The organism is Streptomyces sp. NRRL F-525, from assembly GCF_000716605.1.
Classification (GTDB): Bacteria; Actinomycetota; Actinomycetes; order Streptomycetales; family Streptomycetaceae; genus Streptomyces.
In genome coordinates this window covers 195,797-213,590 of the sequence record NZ_JNXE01000017.1, presented here as the reverse complement: position 1 = coordinate 213,590, position 17,794 = coordinate 195,797, and the positions used below count along the sequence as shown (strand labels likewise).

15 protein-coding genes are annotated in these 17,794 nt (G+C 70.9%); 6 read left to right on the top strand and 9 right to left on the bottom strand.

Going from position 1 to position 17,794, the window contains the following annotated elements; genetic code table 11:
- Positions 1-16 precede the first annotated feature (16 nt).
- Positions 17-1,174: a serine hydrolase domain-containing protein gene (locus OO69_RS25255; RefSeq protein WP_033283041.1), complete on the bottom strand. Its 1,158-nt coding sequence runs from the start codon at positions 1,172-1,174 to the stop codon at positions 17-19.
- Between the two features lie 201 nt (positions 1,175-1,375).
- Between OO69_RS25255 and OO69_RS25250 the strand changes: the two genes are divergently transcribed.
- On the top strand, positions 1,376-3,415 hold the full coding sequence (locus OO69_RS25250) for a SpoIIE family protein phosphatase (RefSeq protein WP_033283040.1): 2,040 nt from the start codon (positions 1,376-1,378) through the stop codon (positions 3,413-3,415).
- A 4-nt stretch (positions 3,416-3,419) separates the two neighbouring features.
- On the opposite strand, the gene OO69_RS25245 is transcribed toward OO69_RS25250, so the two are convergent.
- Positions 3,420-3,887 carry a membrane protein gene (locus OO69_RS25245; RefSeq protein WP_033283039.1) on the bottom strand — a complete coding sequence of 156 codons (468 nt, stop codon included), beginning with the start codon at positions 3,885-3,887 and terminating at the stop codon, positions 3,420-3,422.
- 144 nt (positions 3,888-4,031) lie between these two features.
- Between OO69_RS25245 and OO69_RS25240 the strand changes: the two genes are divergently transcribed.
- Positions 4,032-5,000, top strand: a complete 969-nt coding sequence (locus tag OO69_RS25240; RefSeq protein WP_033283077.1) for a GlxA family transcriptional regulator — start codon at positions 4,032-4,034, stop codon at positions 4,998-5,000.
- A gap of 5 nt (positions 5,001-5,005) precedes the next feature.
- Here OO69_RS25240 and OO69_RS25235 read toward each other — a convergent pair whose 3' ends face one another.
- The 4 genes from OO69_RS25235 to OO69_RS25220 all read right to left on the bottom strand — a co-directional run bounded on the left by OO69_RS25235 (position 5,006) and on the right by OO69_RS25220 (position 8,856).
- Positions 5,006-5,248, bottom strand: coding sequence for a DUF5133 domain-containing protein (locus tag OO69_RS25235; protein WP_033283038.1), 243 nt, complete (start codon positions 5,246-5,248; stop codon positions 5,006-5,008).
- Between the two features lie 74 nt (positions 5,249-5,322).
- Positions 5,323-7,092 carry an ABC transporter ATP-binding protein gene (locus OO69_RS25230; RefSeq protein WP_033283037.1) on the bottom strand — a complete coding sequence of 590 codons (1,770 nt, stop codon included), beginning with the start codon at positions 7,090-7,092 and terminating at the stop codon, positions 5,323-5,325.
- Positions 7,093-7,199: 107 nt separating this feature from the next.
- A complete protein-coding gene (locus OO69_RS25225; protein ID WP_033283036.1) occupies positions 7,200-8,057 on the bottom strand; it encodes an aldo/keto reductase in 858 nt (285 codons plus the stop codon).
- A gap of 304 nt (positions 8,058-8,361) precedes the next feature.
- Positions 8,362-8,856, bottom strand: coding sequence for an FBP domain-containing protein (locus OO69_RS25220; protein ID WP_033283035.1), 495 nt, complete (start codon positions 8,854-8,856; stop codon positions 8,362-8,364).
- A gap of 71 nt (positions 8,857-8,927) precedes the next feature.
- Between OO69_RS25220 and OO69_RS25215 the strand changes: the two genes are divergently transcribed.
- The 3 genes from OO69_RS25215 (at position 8,928) to OO69_RS25205 (ending at position 12,178) form a co-directional block, all read left to right on the top strand.
- Positions 8,928-9,503: a TetR/AcrR family transcriptional regulator gene (locus OO69_RS25215; protein WP_033283034.1), complete on the top strand. Its 576-nt coding sequence runs from the start codon at positions 8,928-8,930 to the stop codon at positions 9,501-9,503.
- 123 nt (positions 9,504-9,626) lie between these two features.
- Entirely contained in the window at positions 9,627-10,997 is a 1,371-nt protein-coding gene (locus tag OO69_RS25210) for an SGNH/GDSL hydrolase family protein (protein WP_234444522.1), read from the top strand.
- A gap of 293 nt (positions 10,998-11,290) precedes the next feature.
- Entirely contained in the window at positions 11,291-12,178 is an 888-nt protein-coding gene (locus OO69_RS25205; RefSeq protein WP_033283033.1) for a Gfo/Idh/MocA family protein, read from the top strand.
- Positions 12,179-12,203: 25 nt separating this feature from the next.
- Here OO69_RS25205 and OO69_RS25200 read toward each other — a convergent pair whose 3' ends face one another.
- The 3 genes from OO69_RS25200 to OO69_RS25190 form a co-directional block, all read right to left on the bottom strand.
- Positions 12,204-12,554 carry a hypothetical protein gene (locus OO69_RS25200; protein WP_033283032.1) on the bottom strand — a complete coding sequence of 117 codons (351 nt, stop codon included), beginning with the start codon at positions 12,552-12,554 and terminating at the stop codon, positions 12,204-12,206.
- 135 nt (positions 12,555-12,689) lie between these two features.
- On the bottom strand, positions 12,690-13,580 hold the full coding sequence (locus tag OO69_RS25195; RefSeq protein ID WP_033283031.1) for a GNAT family N-acetyltransferase: 891 nt from the start codon (positions 13,578-13,580) through the stop codon (positions 12,690-12,692).
- Positions 13,581-13,805: 225 nt separating this feature from the next.
- On the bottom strand, positions 13,806-16,223 hold the full coding sequence (locus tag OO69_RS25190) for a GH92 family glycosyl hydrolase (protein ID WP_033283030.1): 2,418 nt from the start codon (positions 16,221-16,223) through the stop codon (positions 13,806-13,808).
- Positions 16,224-16,585: 362 nt separating this feature from the next.
- Between OO69_RS25190 and OO69_RS25185 the strand changes: the two genes are divergently transcribed.
- Positions 16,586-17,788, top strand: coding sequence for a beta-1,3-glucanase family protein (locus OO69_RS25185; RefSeq protein WP_033283029.1), 1,203 nt, complete (start codon positions 16,586-16,588; stop codon positions 17,786-17,788).
- Positions 17,789-17,794: the final 6 nt, after the last annotated feature.

Here is a 17,794-nt window from a genome sequence, read left to right as displayed (position 1 = left end):
GGGCGAGTGCCCCGGCTCAGGAGTGGCGCTCCGCCCCGTATGTCCCCAACAGGCTGCACACGGCGTCCTCTTCGACCGCGCGCACCTTGGCCAGGAGTTCCGGGTTCCCCGCCTGGTTCACCTGAGTTGTCAATGAGAAAGTGAGCGAGCGCCGACCGTCGGGGGTGGCCGCGATCAACTGTGTGTAACCGAGGGTGTTCCCGGTATGTCCGAGTACGACCCCGCACCGGGTGTCGTAGCGGAAGAGCGCGAGTCCGGCGCTGTTGCGGCCGGGCCCGGCCGGTTCGGAGGCGCCGGGAACCCAGTGCCGCTGCTCCCGCACGACCGCCTTCGAGGTGAGGGCCCCGGCGGCGTAGCCACTGATGAACGCCGTCAGGTCGCGGGGCGAGGAGGTGATCCCGCCCGAGGCCCACACACCCGACATGCCGATCGCCTCGCTGACGTCCTCCGGTCCGGACGCTCCGCCGACGACGTATCCGTGCATGTACGGCTCCGGCATCTCGTACCCCTGCGGCAGGCTCGTGTCGCGCAGCCCCAGCGGCTTGTACACGTCCCGGCGCAGCAGGTCCTCGTAGCGCGTGCCGGTCGCCGCCTCCGCCATCAGCGCTACGGCGATGTTGTCGGAGTTGGAGTAGCGGTACTGCGAGCCCGGCGTGAAGCGCAGCGGTTCGCCCGCCACGAAGTCGAGCAGGCGCCGCGAGTCGAAGTGATGGTGCGGGTCGGCCTGGAGGAGGCTGCGGAAGCGGGTGCTCTCGCTGAAGTCCGGGAGACCGCTGGTGTGTTGGAGCAGCTGGCGCAGGGTCACCTTCCGCCAGGCCTTGGGCTGGTGGGGCAGCCGGGCGCCGATCGTGTCGTCGAGGGCGAGCCGGTGCTGCCGTACGAGGCTCAGGGCCACCGCTCCGCTGAACGCCTTGCTGGTGCTCGCGGTCCGGGTGTGGTCGTTCGGTTCGAGCGGGCGGCCGGTGGTGATGTCGGCGGTGCCTGCGCGCAGGACGCGTTGGTGGTCGCCGTCGCGGAGGACGACGATCACGCCGGGCGGACCGTCGGGGGCGGCGACCAGGTCGTCGAGGCCGCGCTGGAGGGAGTGGTCGTCGGCCGCGGCGGGCGAGGCGGGGACGAGGGATCCCACGCAGGTGGCGACCAGGAGGGAGACGAGGCGGAGCGGCAGGGGCATGGAGTGTCCTGGGGGCTGTGGGGTCGGGGCACGACCAGAATCCGGGGGTCCGTCGGCGTCCGCGCGGGCGTGTGCTCCATACGGCCCCCTTCGCCTGTTCACCTCGCGCGGTGTTGCCCCGCGGGGCGGGCTGTGCCGTAATCGGATGACCCGTGGTGCGGATCTTGGCGGCGCCGTGCCGCGCCGGAAGGAGCGGCTGGGATGGACGCTTACGGTGCCGGGGACGGTGTCCCGGCCGCCCCGGGCGGGCTGCTGGACCTGTTGCGGGTCGCGGCGATGGTCCTGGACGCCGGCGGGTACATCGGGCTGTGGAGTCCCGAGGCGGAGCAGTTGCTCGGCTACTCCCCCGAGGAGGCGCTGACCCAGCGCGCGGACCGGCTGCTGGTGTCGCCTGACGACCGGGTCAGGGCGCGCGAGCTGTTCGCGCAGGTCGGTACGGGTGCCCGCTGGGCGGGGGTGTTCCCGCTGCTGCACCGGGACGGCACGGAGCGGCTGGTGGAGTTCCGCACGATGCGGCTGCGCGACAGCCACGGTCAGCCGCACCTCCTAGGACTGGCGGCGGACGCCACGACGGTACGGGGTGTGGAGCGGGACCTGGCGCTCTCCCACAGCCTGGTGCGGCAGACGCCGGTGGGCATCGCGGTGTTCGACACCGATCTGCGGTGGGTCGGGGTCAACCCGGCCCTGGAGCGCATCAACGGCGTACCGGAGGCGCAGGTCGTCGGGCGCCGGGTCGGTGAGGTGCTGCCCGGTCTCGACGTCGCGGCCATCGAAGCCCGGATGCGGCACGTGCTGATCACCGGCAAGCCGCTGCTCGACCAGCAGACCGTGGGCCGGACCGCGGCCGACGTCGTGGACCGGGCGTACTCGGAGTCGTACCACCGCATCGAGGACGCGCAGGGCCGGGTGCTCGGGCTGGCGATGGCCGTCCTGGACGTCACCGAGCGGGAACAGGCGGCGGCCGAGGTCGCGCAGGCGCGCCAGCACCTGTCCGTCGTGGCGGAGGCCGGGGTGCGGATCGGGACGACCCTGGACCTCCAGCAGACCGCGCGGGAGTTGGCCGACGTGGCGGTCCCGCATGTGGCCGACCTGGCCGCCGTCGACGTACTCGAATCGGTCGTCACGGACGGCACGATCACCCCGGTGACCGAGGACGCGCAGGTCGAGTTCCGCGCGCTGGCCGTCGCCGCCGGTTACCTGACCGACGCGATCCACGCGGCGGACCCGGTGGGCGAGTTGGCCACCTACGGCCCCAACCGCATCATCACCCAGTGCGTCCGCGAGGCCGGCCCGATCCTCGTCGAACGGGTCGACCCGCCGACGATGCGCCGCATCGCCCGGGACGGCCGCGCCGCCCAGACCCTGCGCACGGCGGGCGTCCACTCCTACCTGGCCGTCCCGTTGATGGCCCGCGGCGAGGTCCTCGGCACGCTGAGCCTCTACCGCACCGTCAACGAGCGCCCCTTCGACGAACAGGACCGCGTCCTCGCCACGGAACTCGCCGCGCGCGCCGCGATCTGCATCGACAACGCCCGCCTCTACGGCCGCGAACGCACCACCGCGCTGACCCTTCAGCGCAGCCTGCTGCCACCGGCCCCGGCCCGCCAGGAGGGCCTGGACATCGCGGCGCGCTACCTCCCGGCGCTGAGCGAGGTCGGCGGCGACTGGTACGACGTGCTGCCACTGGGACCGGGCCGTACCGGGCTCGTCGTGGGCGACGTGATGGGCAAGGGCGTCCAAGCCGCCGCCATCATGGGCCAGTTGAGCACCGCGACCCGCGCGCTGGCCCGACTCGACCTCCCACCCGCCGAGTTGCTGCACCACCTCGACGACCTCACCGGTTCCCTCGGCGACGCGATCGCGACCTGCGCGTACGGCGTCGTCGACCTCGGGCGCGGCACCTGTGAGTTGTCCAGCGCCGGGCATCTGCCACCCGTGCTGATCCATCCCGACGGCAACGCGGAGCTCCTCGACATCCCCGGCGGAGTCCCGCTCGGCGTCGGCGGCGTGGACTTCGGAACCGCCGAAGTCGACTTCACCACAGGCGCGTTGCTCGCCCTCTACTCCGACGGGCTGGTGGAGAACCGAGGCGAGAACATCGACGTGGGCCTGCACGCGCTGACACGGCTGTTGCAGAGCTCCCGCCGCCCCCTGGAGCAGACGAGCGACATGCTCCTCAACGCGCTGCGCCCGGAGCCCGACGACGACGTGGCGCTCCTCCTGGTCCGCGTCACCGGCTGACCGGTCAGGCGCCCGTGGTCGAGCCCGGGCGAATGATCATGAGGACGGTGACGGTGGCCCACAGGAGGTTGAAGATGCCGGTGAACATGGCGAGTTGAACGGTCCCGGAACGCTCCACGGCCTGCTGTGCGCCGAGTTGCTCCAGGAGTTCGTCCTGGCGGGGCAGCACGAAGGCGATCAGGATGCCGGCCGCCACCGCGGTGAGGGTGATGGAGGCGATGAGCCAGCCGCTGCCCAGGACGCCCATCGCGGAAGCGGTCGCGAAGCCGAAGAGGGGCACCGCCAGCCCGACCGCGCCGTAGACACGGCAGATGCGATGCAGCAGTCGTACGGTCGTCACGCCCGCGTCGGGGCCGTCCGCGCCCGTGAGAGCGCGGCGGGCCGCCGGTGGGAACATGCTGGCGGCGACGGTGACGGGGCCGACCGCGACGATGGCGGCCAGGACGTGCAGAGTGAGAAGGATCTTGGTCACCGGCTCAGATTAAGGACGGTCGGCGCAGGAACACAGGGGCTGAAACGACAGCTTCCAACGGATTTCCGCCAACCCCTCTCAACAGGCAGCTACGCCAAAAGGCCATGCAGAATGCTTGGCGGGAATCCGTCTATCGTGGTGTTCATGCACACCGTCGCGATCCTCGTTCTCGATCATGTGGTGCCGTTCGACATGGCGACCCCGATGGAGGTGTTCGGCCGTACCCGGCTGCCGGACGGGCGGAACGCCTACCGGGTGCGGGTGTGCGGCGAGACGCCGGAGGTGCGGACGGACGGGTTCGCGCTGCGGGTCGATCACGGGCTCGAAGCACTGGCGGACGCCGACACCATCATCGTCCCGGGCCGCTCGGAGCGGGCCGCGCCGCCCTCCCCCCGGGTGCTGGCGGCACTGCGGGAGGCGGCAGCGGCGGGGACGCGGATCGTGTCCATCTGCGTGGGTGCCTTCGTGCTGGCCGAGGCCGGGCTGCTGGACGGGCTGCGCGCCACGACGCACTGGGTCGCCGCCGACGCGTTGGCCCGGTCCTACCCTCTGGTCGAGGTGCAACCGGACGTGCTGTACGTCGACAACGGACAGATCCTCACCTCGGCCGGGGCCGCAGCCGGCCTCGACCTGTGTCTGCACCTCATCCGGCGGGACTATGGCTCGGCGGTCGCCGCGGACGCTGCCCGGCTGTCGGTCATGCCGCTCGAACGCGAGGGCGGGCAGGCCCAGTTCATCGTCCACCAGCACCCGCCGGTCCCGCAGGGCTCGACCCTCGAACCGCTGCTCCGGTGGATCGAGGACAACCTCTCCCACGAGGTCACCCTGAGCGCGCTGGCTTCGCGATCGGGCATGAGCGAGCGGACGTTCAGCCGCCGCTTCCGTGAACAGACGGGCAGCACACCGCTTCAGTGGCTGCTGCGGGCCCGCGTGCGACGCGCCCAGTACCTGCTGGAGAACAGCGACCACACCGTCGAACGCATCGCCCAGCAGGCCGGGTTCGGCTCCCCCACCGCGTTCCGCGAGCGCTTCCGCCGGGTGGTCGGGACCAGCCCGCAGGCGTACCGCTCGGCGTTCCACGGCAGGAAGGTGCCCGAAGTCGCCTTCTCCTGACGGATCTACGCCGCGGCGCGGCCGTCCGCGACGACACCACCCGGTGTGCTGCGCGCCGCCGCCAGCAGGGCGTCCGCCTTGACGATGGCCTCCCGGATGCCGGTGGTGCCCATCATCACGCAGAGCGTGTAGACGACGTCGTTCAACTCGGCGGCCGCCTGCGGCCGGTGGCGCTCCGACTGGGAGATGCGCAGCACCGCGTACCGGGTGAGCAGTTTTCTGACGGCCTTCGGGTCCGGCACCAGCACGAAACGCCCCTCTCTCGCTTTTCGCTCCGTGTGCCCAGCCCGCGCCGATCCAACCAAACGGCCGCGAGATCCGGTCAGGCGACCTGCCCGCTGTGCAGCGCCGTGTACGCCCCGCCCCGGCGCAGGAGTTCGTCGTGCGTGCCGACCTCCAGGATCTCCCCGTCGCCCATCACGACGATCCGGTCGGCGCTCCGGACGGTGGACAGCCGGTGCGCGACCACGAAGGTCGTACGGCCGCGCAGCAGCCGCGCGAGGGCCTGCTGGACGAGGGCCTCCGAGCGGGTGTCCAGGGCCGAGGTCGCCTCGTCCAGGATCAGCACCTTCGGGTCGCGGATCAACGCCCGTGCGATGGCGAGGCGTTGACGCTGCCCGCCGGACAGCCGGGCCCCGCGTTCGCCGACCAGGGTCTCCAGGCCCTGCGGCAACTTCTCTACGAACTCAAGGGCGTTGGCGTCCCGCAGCGCCGCGCGCACCGCCTCCTCGTCGGCGTCGTCCATGCCGTAGGCCACGTTGTCGTGGATCGTGGCGTCGAAGAGGATCGACTCCTGGGGGACGACCGAGACGAAGCGGCGGTACGTGCGCAGGTCGAGGGTGCTCATGTCGGTGCCGTCGAGCAGGAGTTGGCCGGTGGTGGGGCGGATGAAGCCGATGACGAGGTTGAGCACGGTGGACTTGCCGGCGCCGGACGCGCCGACGAGGGCGACCGTCTCGCCGGGTGCGACGGTGAGGGTGAAGTCGTGAACTGCGGGCCGGAGTTGCTCGTCGTAGGTGTGACCGACGTGCTGGAAGGTGACGGCTCCGCGGACCTCGGCGACCTCCACCTTGCCCTCGTTGTCCTCCAACTCGGGGGCCTGGAGCACCTCGCCGACCGAACGGACCGATTCCAGGCCCTTGGTGATGACCGGGGCCAGGGTCGTGAGGGAGGTGGTCGAGTTGGTGAGGGTGGTCAGGAAGGCGCTCAGCATGACGACGTCGCCGGCGGTGACGCCCCAGACGCCGTAGTACGACACCAGGGCCGCGCCGGCGAGGACCAGGACGCCGACGACGTTGAGGACGACCCAAGCGAGCGAGCCGAACCGGCCGTTGAGGAGGTCGAGGCGGTTTCCGGAGGTGAGGAGTCGGCGCAGGGTGCCGTCCATGCGGCGCAGCGCCTTGCCCTCCAGGCCGTGGGCGCGGGTGACCGGGATGAGGCGGGTCATCTCCGTCACGCGGGAGGACAGGGTCTCCACCTCGTGGCGGAAGTGCTCGTTGTGGGTGCGCAGTCGTGCCCGCAGCCGGGACACGAGGAGGGCGGCGACCGGTACGACGACGAGGAAGACGGGCACGAACTCCGGTGTGCGGAAGGCGATGATGACCAGGCCGCCGGTGAGCACGGTGATCGCGCCGAGCCCGGTCTCCGCGGTCTGCTGGACCATCTGCTCGACCGTCTCCACGTCCCGTACGACCTTGGCCTGGAGGACTCCGGCGCTGACCCGGGAGTGGTAGCCGATGGAGAGCTGCTGCATGCGGGTGCACAGGGCCGAGCGCAGGTCGGTGCCCATGCGGCGGACGCTGCCGTAGAGGAGGCGGACGTAGAGCACGTGCAGGGGGTAGTTGATCAGCAGGATGAACAGGATGATGCCGGTGCTCGTCCAGAGTCTGCTGACCGGCTGGTGCTGGACGACGGTGTCGATGATGGACGCGGTGATCAGCGGGAGCAGCCAGATGGGGCTGTGCTTGACCGTGAACACGACGACGGCCAGGGCCAGTTGTCTTCGGTCGGCGTGGAAGAGATAGGCGAGGGTGCGGATCGGGTGTTCGTCGCGGTAGCGGTGGTCGAGCGGTTTCTCCGTGGTCGATGCCATCGGTGGTGGTCCTCCCCCTGTGACCGGTCGGCCCCCTGTGACCAGGTGGCGGGCAAGCGCTTTCTGCCCTTGCCCGCCCCTACTACACCTCAGACATCAGGGTCTTCTCAAACGGCGTCCAGCTCCGCGACCTCGTCGGCGGAGAGGGCGAGTTCCGGTGCGGCGGCCGAGTCGCGGATCGTCTCGGGACGGCTGGCGCCCGGAATCGGTACGACGACCGGGGACTTGGCGAGCATCCAGGCCAGGCAGACGCGCTGCGGGCTGACGCCGTGCTTCTCGGCGATGCGGGCGAACGGGGCGTAGGCGGAGCCGAGTTCACCGGCGCGGGCGATACCGCCGAGGGGGCTCCAGGGCAGGAACGCGATGCCGAGTTCGTCGCAGAGGTCCAGCTCCGGCTCGCTGGAGCGGAAGGCCGGGGAGAACTGGTTCTGCACGGAGACCAGCCGGCCGTCGAGGATCTCGTTCGCCAGCCGGATCTGCTCCGGGTCCGCGTTCGAGATGCCGGCCAGGCGGATCTTGCCCTCGTCGAGCAACTCCCGTACCGCGCCGACCGATTCGGCGTACGGGACCCTCGGGTCGGGGCGGTGGAACTGGTAGAGCCCGATGGCCTCCACGCCGAGCCGGCGCAGGGATGCCTCGCAGGCCTCCTTCAGGTACGCGGGGCTGCCGTTCAGGGTCCAACTGCCGTCCCCGGGGCGGAGATGGCCGCCCTTGGTGGCGACCAGGACGTCCGCGCCCCGGTCGTGGGAGGCGAGGGCCTTGGCGATCAGGGTCTCGTTGTGCCCGACCTCGTCGGCGTGCAGGTGGTAGGCGTCGGCGGTGTCGATCAGCGTCACGCCCGCGTCGAGTGCGGCGTGGATGGTCGCGAGGGAGCGTGCCTCGTCCGGCCGCCCCTCGATCGACATGGGCATACCGCCCAGGCCGATCGCACTGACCTCGACGTCACCGATACGGCGGGTGTCCATGCGGGTGCTCCTCCTCCGGCTGTCACGCGGAAACGTGCCGTCCCGCACCGCTGGAGCCCGAACCCGGATCTCGGATCGGGGTCACGACGGGCAGGACGCGCCCTCCAGCCTGTCCGGCCCGGGTCCGCAGGTCCAATAGAAGAAATCGAACGGATCCAGCAGCGGGACTGCTCAATCGGGAGCGCCGAGTAGGGAGGGGGCGATTCGGGACCGGTCGATTCGGGACCGATCGCTTCGGGACCGATCGACCGGGGACTGGTCGACCGGGGACTGGTCGACCGGGGACTGGTCGATCAGGGACCGCTCAGCGGGCGGCGACCCTGGCGATGAACGTCGTGACGTTGGTGACGGTCCGCTGGATCTTCTCCTCCAGGGTGAGCGACTCGGGCAGCCGTGCGCCGACGCCCGCGTCCTTCTTTCCGCGCACGTACAGCGGGCAGGCGAGGTCGCTGCATATGTAGGCGCCCACGGAGTTGCCTTGCTGCCCCGCCTTGCCCGCCCTCGCGGCGGTCATCAGCGAGACGCCTCCGGTGTGGGTGGTCGTGCACATCGAGCACATGCTGCGCCGCGTCCGCCAGGAAGCGGCGCTGGGAGAGCGCAGGGCGATCGCCGTCGGGCGGCCGTCCAGCTCGATCGCGAGGTAGGCCCGGTCGGGGGCCTGGGGGTCCCGCCAGCCGAGGAAGTCCAGGTCGTCCCACGGCCGTTCGACCAGGTCCCGGGGCACGGACAGGCGCTTGGCCTCGCCCTTGGTGCAGTTCACGAAGGCGGCGCGGATCTCCCGCTCGGTCAGTGGTCTCATGAGCGGCACGCTAGTTTGCCTAAAACCTTTAGGCAAATACATAATATCTATCGTCGAACGGGAGGAAGGTTATGGCCAGAGCAGGACTGACGCCGGAGCGGCTGACACTGGCGGGGGCGGAGCTGGCCGACGAGGTCGGCTTCGACCAGGTGACCGTCTCGGCTCTCGCCCGGCGCTTCGACGTCAAGGTCGCGAGTCTGTACTCGCATCTGAAGAACTCCCAGGAACTCAAGACCAGGATCGCCCTGTTCGCGCTGGCGGAACTCGCCGACCGGGTCTCCGACGCGGTGGCCGGACGGGCCGGCAAGGACGCCCTGGCCGCCTTCGCGGACGCCTACCGCGACTACGCCCGGGAGCACCCCGGCCGGTACGAGGCCGCGCGGCTCCGGCTCGATCCCGAGACGGCGGCCGCGAGCGCCGGGGTACGGCACTCGCAGATGACACGGGCGATCCTGCGCGGCTACGACCTGGAGGAGCCGGACCAGACGCACGCGGTCCGGATGCTGGGCGGCGTCTTCCACGGCTACGTCAGCCTGGAGCTGGCCGGGGGCTTCGACCACAGCGCGCCCGACGCGCGCGAGTCCTGGGCGTGGATCATCGATTCGCTCGACGCGCTGCTGCGGAACCGGGCCGCGCCCCGCATCTGACGTGTTCCTGATCCGGCGTCCTCCGCTGCCGGGTCCGAGCTATTCCAGCTCCAGGTCCGGGCCTTTCCACTTCCGGGTCCGACCCCTTCCGGTTCCAGACATCTTGATCAACAGGCTGAGGCGATGAGCACCGAACACGACACGACCACCACCCCCGTCACCACCGGCATGCTGCGCGGCTTCCTCGACGTGGAGACGACCGCGCACGGTCTGCTCCCGCACCGGCTGCCCGCCCGCGCGCGCCGCCAGATCCCCGACGACCAACTCGCCGTGGCCGAGGCACAGCCCTCCGGTGTACGGCTGGTCTTCCGCACCCGGGCCACCACGATCGAACTGGACACGCTGCCCACCAAGCGCGTCTACGAAGGGTTCCCGGCCCCGCCGGACGGCGTCTACGACCTGCTGGTCGACGGCCGTCTCACCGCCCAGGCCACGGTGGCCGGCGGCAACGTGCGCACGATCACCGACATGATGACCCAGGCCTCCGAGTTCACCGAGGGGCAGCCCGGCACCGCCCGGTTCGCCGACCTGCCGGCCGGTGACAAGGAGATCGAGATCTGGCTCCCGCACACGGAGACCGCCGAGCTGATCGCCCTGCGCACCGACGCCCCCGTCGAGAAGGCGCCGGACAACGGGCGCAAGGTGTGGCTGCACCACGGCAGTTCGATCAGCCATGGCTCCAACGCCACGCATCCGACGGCCATTTGGCCCGCTCTGGCTGCCGCCGAGGGCCAAGTGGAGCTCGTCAACCTGGGGTTCAGCGGCAACGCGCTGCTCGACCCGTTCACCGCCCGGGCGATGCGGGACACCCCGGCGGACCTGATCAGCGTCAAGATCGGCATCAACATCGTCAACGCCGACGCGATGCGGTTGCGCGCCTTCACCCCGGCGGTCCACGGCTTCCTCGACACCATCCGCGAGGGGCATCCGACCACACCGCTGCTGGTCGTGTCCGCCATCCTCTGCCCGGTCCAGGAGGACACGCCCGGCCCTCTGATGCCCGACTTCGACGGCGGGACCCTGCGGTTCAGGGCGATGGGCGACCCGGCCGAACGCCCCCTCGGGCGCCTGACACTCACCGTCATCCGCGAGGCACTCGCCCGCGTCGTGGAACAGCGATCGGCCGACGACCCCAACCTCCACTACCTCGACGGCCGTTCCCTCTACGGCGGGGCTCGGCGGGCTCGGCGGGCTCGGCGGGCTCGGCGGGCTCGGCGGGCTCGGCGGGCTCGGCGGGCTCGGCGGGCTCGGCGGGCTCGGCGGGGCAGGATCGCAGCGGTCGCATGGCGGTTCAACTGGGCGGACGCGAGCGGGACTTCGAGGCGGGTGCGCGGGACCAGCGGCTTTCCTCGCCCTCCAACTGCCGTGCCCCGGCCGGGAACCACGCATTGCGGGCGGCGAGTGATCCGCCGCCAGCGGCCTTGCCATGACGCGGGCCAACTGACCGGGCTCGGCGCCCCCAGCCACGACCACTTCCGCATCCGCGGTCCGTAGGCGGCGCAGTCCACCGACCGCCCCAGGTTGGACCGCCAGAGCCTGTCCAGCGGTTCGTGACCCAGACACGGGGCCTCGCCCGCACATCTACGGCGAGTCGGGCCTCGCCAATTTCCTACGACCCGACCCGCCGGCCGCGCCCCAGCCGCAAGGTTCCCGGTGTACCTCTCGGCGACCCCGGTCACGGTAAGGGCTTGCGCACCCGCCCCGTTCGTATGGCACGCTCACCCGCGACCGGCCGGTCGGATCGGCCCCGGTCGCGTCACCAGGTTCGACCGTGGAAAGGCACCGCTATGCGCATCGGACTGCTCGGCACCGGCCCTTGGGCCCAGATGGCACACGCCCCCGCCCTCAGTGGGCACGACGCGTGGGACTTCGCGGGCGTGTGGGGCCGCCGCCCGGACGCTGCCAAGGAGTTGGCCGACCAGCACGGCGTACCGGCCTACGACGATGTCGACGCCCTGCTCGCGGACGTGGACGCCGTCGCCGTGGCGCTGCCGCCGTCGATCCAGGCCGAGTTGGCGGTGCGGGCCGCGCGGGCGGGTCGGCATCTGCTGCTGGACAAGCCCCTCGCGCCGACGGTGGAGCAGGGGCGGGCCGTGGTCGACGCGGTGCGGGAGGCCGGGGTCGCGTCGGTCGTGTTCTTCACCACCCGTTTCCAGCCGGAGACCGAGGCGTGGATCACCGAACAGGCAGCCGCGGAGGGCTGGTTCACGGGTCGGGCCGAGTGGCTCGGCTCGGTGTTCACCAGTGACAGCCCGTTCGCGGCCTCGCCCTGGCGGCAGGAGAAGGGCGCGCTGTGGGACGTGGGCCCGCATGCCCTGTCCGTGGTGCTGCCGGTCCTCGGTGATGTACGCCGGGTGGCCGCCGCCGTACGGGGTCCCGGCGACACGGTCGTGCTGGTCCTGGACCACGTCGGCGGTGCGTCCAGCACGCTGACGCTGAGTCTCACCGCGCCGACCGCGGCGGCGGGAGCCACGGTCGAACTGCGCGGCGCGGCCGGGGTGACCACCCTTCCGGACAGCTCGGGCGACGCGGTGTCCGCCCTGGTGCGTGCCGCCGACGCGCTGGGCGAGGCCGTACGCACGGGTCGGCCACACTCGTGCGACGCGGTCTTCGGACTGCGGGTCACCGAGATCCTGGCCGAGGCAGAGGCGATGGTGGCCAGCGAGCCTGCCTGATCACTCACTCTGCTCAGTCACCTGATCACTCGCCACCGGGCGGCTCCTCGTCCTCGTCGAACGGCTCGTCGCTCCACCGGAACCAGGCCCGCTCCCCCTCGATGTGCAGCAGGAACTCAGGCACGGGCCCGTCCGGCGAGGTCAGCGTCACCCGTCGGCTGATCTCGTCGTAGGCCTCCTCCCACCGTGCCCAGTGCCCGTCGTCGTCCGCCTTCGTCAGGGCCAGTTCCCGCGCGAACAGCTCCTCCACGTCACCGAACGCCGGACCGGCGGTGAACTTGCCCGACAGCCAAGGGAAGTCGGCGTCGTCGATCAGGATCTCCCCGACCGACTCCTCGCCCGTACGCACCTGCCAGACCTCGCCGACAAACCCCATGCCCGCCTCCATCCCGCCGTAGATCGACCTGCCGCCAGCATGGCACCCGGCACTGACAGTCGGCCCGGAACCGATGACAGCCCGGGCCGACCGCCATATGCCCCTACGGATCTACGGGTCTACGAATCGACGCGCCTACCCGACGAAAGTGAAGCTGGCCCGCTCCCGGAGGACCGGATAGCCGACCTCGGCAAAGTGCGCGGCCATCGGGAAGTTGCCCTGGTCCGTGGCCGCCGCGATGAACTCGGCACCGCGCTCGACGAGGTAGTGCGTGCACTCGGCCAGCAGGTCGCGGGCGTAGCCGTGACCGCGCTGTTCCGGTACGACTCCGATGAAGCCGATGCACGGGCCCGACGGGTTGCGGGCCGGGATGTGGATGCCCGCGAGGTCTCCCTCGGGGGTGCGGGCGACCTGCCACCACTCGCGCGGGGACGGGCACCAGCGGAAGAAGTCGATCTCCTCCTGTGCGGCCTTCTCAACTCCCCCTTCTCTGATGGCCCGTTGGGCATGGGCGTCGAGGGTGACGGAGTGGATGCGGCGGAGGGCGTCGAAGAACACCGCATCGTCCGGTTCGGGGGCGAAGACCAGGCGGCCAGGGCGTTCGGGCAGGCCGCATTCCGGGGTCCACCGGTAGATGAAACGCTCGACCAGGAGGTCGTAACCGGCCGCGCGCAGAGCGGTGAAGCGTGCTTCGGCCGCCGCACGGAGTTCGGGGCTGTCGCGCCACCCTGCGGGCAGGTTCAGTTCCACGTCGACGCGCCAGGGGGCGCCGCGCAGGAGTTCGGCCCCGGCCTCCTCCTCGCCCTCGATCAGGTCGAAGCAGTCGACGGCGAGGGGTTCGGTGTCGTTCGGGCCGCCCCACCAGGCGGCGCGTGCGACGACCGTGCCGTCGCGCAGGGCCACCCGCTGCCAGTCGGGGCGCCAGGTCGTCAGCCGGTGTGCGGCGCGGACGCCGAGGGGGTCGGGAAGGGTGTCGAAAAGATGGGCGTCGCTCTCGTCGAGCGCGCGAATGACCAGATCGGTCATGGGTTTCCTCCGGGAGGGGTACTGCGTGGAGCGCTCCCGGTCAGGTCACATGTGGCACACCGGGTCAACGGGGAGGGAGCGCAGGGGTGTTGTGAACCTCATGGCACTCGCCTCCTTCCGTTGGTCTCAGGGCGTGCACGCACACGGTAGGTGGTTGATCTCCAACCCGTCCAACGTATTTCCGGGCCGGCCCGGCGGAGCGGGACTCCGCCGGGCCGGTGTGCGTCACTTCGGGAGATGTCCCGGGTCGGTCGCCCAGCTCGTGTTGGGTTCGGTGGCGAGCCGGAAGTCCAGCCTGCCGCCCTTGAGGGTCAGCCCGGCGCCGGTCCACGCGCGCGTGAGGTCACGGCCGTCGAGGCGTACGGCGTCGACGTACTGGTGGGTGTCGTCGGCGTCGGGCGCGGTGATGACGATGTCCGTACGGCCCGGTCGGTCGACGACCGCCTTCGGGAAGAGCGGTGCGCCGAGCAGCAAGTCTGCGCTGCCCGGGGTGCGCGGATAGATGCCGAGGGCGGAGAGGACGTACCAGGCGGACATCGTGCCGAGGTCGTCGTTGCCGGGCAGGCCCTTGGGACCGGTCCCGTAGGCCGTGTCGAGGATCTGGCGGACGGTCGCCTGGGTCTTCCAGGGCTGGCCGAGGGAGTCGTAGAGCCAGGGGGCGTGGATGTCGGGCTCGTTGGTGGGGTCGTACCGCAGCGCGTCGCCGCCGCGGACCGACCAGGCGCCGTCGGCGGTGTGGAAGAAGCCGTCCAGCCGGGTCGCCGCCGCCTCGCGTCCGCCCATCGCCTCAGCCAGGCCCTGGACGTCCTGCGGGACCATCCAGACGTACGCGGCGGCCGAGCCCTGCGCGAAGCCTTGATCGCTCGCCGGGTTGAACGGGCCCACCCAGGAGCCGTCGAGGTTGCGGGCCTGGATGTAGCCGGTGGCGGGGTTGAAGACGTTGCGCCAGTAGGCGCCGCGCTCGGTGAAGGTCTTCGCCTCGGCGGTACGGCCCAGCAGCTTGGCCCATTGGCCGAGCGCGGAGTCGGCGACCGCGTCCTCCAGGGTCTCGGCGGCGCCGCCCCAGCAGTGACAGGCGTCCTGGGCGGCGTAGTGGGAGGTCATGTACTGGGCGAGGTTGGGGCGTTGGCCCACGCACTGGCCGGGGCAGCCGGCGTCCGACAGCTCGTCCGGGTTGGGGACGGTGGCCTGGTGGACGAGGGAGTCGAAGGCGCCCTTGTAGTCGAAGTTGCGGACGCCCATGGCGTAGAAGGTGGCCAGGGTCGCGGCGGACGGGTCGCCGGTCATGACGTGGGTGGCGCCGCTGATGTGCACCCAGCGGTCCCAGATCCCGCCGTTCTGTTTCGAGAAGTTGTAGAGCGACTGGGCGAAGTCGCCCGCGACGGTGGGCTTCAGGAGGGCGAGGAGTTGGATCTGGGCGCGGTACTGGTCCCAGCCGGAGAAGTTGCTGTACTGCGCCCGCTGTCCGCGCGCCAGCCGGTGCACGACCTGGTCCATGCCCCAGTAGCGGCCGTCCTCGTCACTGATCAGGTTGGGCTGCATGAGGGCGTGGTAGAGCGCCGTGTAGAAGGTCTGGCGGCGGGCGGGGGTGCCGCCGTCGACGCGTACGGTGCTCAGTTCGCGGTCCCACGCGCGGGCGCCGGCCTTGGCGACGTCGGCCACGCGTGCGTGCGGGGCGATCTCCTGGCGCAGGTTGGACTCGGCGCCCCCGAAGCTGACGTAGGAGATGCCGATCCGCATGCGGACATCGTTGTCAGAGGAGGTGTCGAAGCCGACCCAGCCGCCGGAACCGCGTCCCGCGCGGTCGGCGCCGGTGGCGTAACCCTCGCCTCCGGAGGCGGTCGTCGAGCCGGGTGACACCGTGCTGTCGTGCCAGGTGCCGACCGAGGAGAAGGCGCGGTCGAAGGAGGCGCTGAAGTAGAGCTTGTAGTAGCTCTTGCGGTTGTTGACGCCACCGTTGGCGCGGCGCCCGCAGAAGGCTCCCGTGTAGACCCAGCCGGTCACCTTCTGGTGGGCGGTGTCGATGTCGACGTGCGCGTCCTGGCTGCCGTTGAGGGAGTTGGAGACGCGGAAGAGCAGGTTCGCCGGGTGGTCGGCCGGGAACGTGAAGTCAGCTACCCCGGCGCGCTTGCTGACGGCGAGGTCGGCGGTGGCGCCGGAGGCGAGGCCGAGGGTGTAACGCCCGGGGGTGGCCTTCTCGTCTGCGTGCGAGAAGTTCGACGCGTACACGGCGTCCTTGGTGTCGGCCGAGGGGGACGAGGTGACGTCGCCGACGAACGGCATGATCGGTACGTCGCCCGCCGCGCCCGGGTTGCAGCCGGCGCCGTTGACGTGGGTGAGGCTCAGTCCGCGGATGCGGGTGGCGCCGTACTCGTACCCGTTGGCGGCTCCCGTGCTGGTCTGGTCGCCGGTGGTGCTGGTCGGGGACCAGGCGATCATGCCGTACGGGAGGGTGGCGCCGGGGTAGGTGTTGCCGCCGTTGCTGGAGCCGATCAGCGGGTCCACGAGCGAGGACGGCCGGACGGACGGGGCGGTCGCCGCGACGGCGGGGAGCGGGGCGGACGCGGCGAGCGCGGAGGTGACCGCCACGGCCGCGACTCTGACACCGAACCGTCTTGCCGTGCCGAGGAGTTGGTGACGCATGCGTCAGGTCGCCTTTCGAGGAGGGGACGAGGAAGGGACATGGAGACGGAAAAAGACAGGGGGCGTCGCGAGGCTAGGAGGCCGTGCGATGGGAGGGAAGAGGCGCCCGGATACGGGTGATGAAGCACGGGTGAACGCTTCGCCGTGCGCTTAAGTGGCCCTTAAGTGGGGGTTAAGCAACCCATCTCACCACGTCCGCGCAGGTCAACGCGGTGACGGCTTCGTGCAGAACCGTTGGCTCAGCCCCTGGCCGTGCGTAACATCGGGCCTCGGCGGCGGTGTCGACGCACGCTGTGAGAGCGCTCTCAACGCGTCGGCACCGTCCGCTCCGAACAGCCCGACTCGCCCGGAGGTCCCCCCACATGACTCCCCGTCACCAGCGCACGCTCGGCCGCCGCAAGCTCCTCTTCGCCCTCGGCGGCGCGGCGGTGGCCGCTCCCGCCGTCGCCGCGCTCGCACCGCACGCCCTCGCGGACACCAAGTCCATGGAGACCAGCGCGGCTCAGGCGGGCGCCCTCCCGCTGACGCTGGTCAACAACAGCGGCTCGTTCGACAACGCCAACGTGCACGTCTACGTCGTAGGAAACGTGGACGGCAAGCAGGTGCGGGTCACCCCCGACGGGACGATCGCGCCGATCGCGCTCTCGGACAACGGCGCCGACGGTTTCACCGACTACGCGATCAGCCTCAACTCCGGTGCGGAGACGACGATTTCGCTCCCGTACCTGTCGGGCCGCATCTACGTCTCGCTCGGCGCGAAGCTCAAGTTCAAGGCCGTGGCGGACGGCAACGGCAACCCGGCGCTGCAGTACCCGGCCGGCTGGGTGACCTCCGACCCCAACTACGGGATCCTGCACGACTGCGCCGAGTTCACGCACAACGCGTCCGGCATGTTCTGCAACACCACGATGGTCGACATGTTCAGCGTGCCCCTGAGCATCCGGCTGACCGGCGCCCAGGACCAGACGACGGGCACCCTGCGCTCCGGCGGCCGGACCTCGGTGTTCGACGCCGTACGGAAGGTCGAGGCGTTCGCCCCGCTGATCGTGGGCGACACACGGGTCATCGCGCCGGGACACGGCCTGGACGCGGGCCTGTTCTCCGCGAACTACTTCCAGCCCTACATCGACGAGGTGTGGAGCACGTACACCGGCAAGGACCTCACCGTCACCACGAACGCGGGCGCCTTCACCGGGCGGGTGCGCGCCGGCCAATTCACCTTCACCGGACCGGCCTCGGTCTCGTTCGCCAAACCGTCCACCCGGGACGTGCTGTTCTGCGACGGCAATCTGGCCGCCCCGAACGACGGCACCACGGGCCCGGTCGCGGCCGTCCTCGGCGCCGGTTTCAACCGCTCGACGCTCCTGTCGAACCCCGCCCAGCCGACCACCGACGCGTCGAGCTTCTACGCCACCGACCTCACCAACCACTACGCGAATGCGGTCCACGCGGCCACCGCCGACGGCAAGGCGTACGGCTTCGCCTTCGACGACGTGGCGGACTTCGCGTCGTACGTCCAGGACACGGCGCCCACGGGGATACGCCTGACGCTCACGCCGTTCTAGACGCTC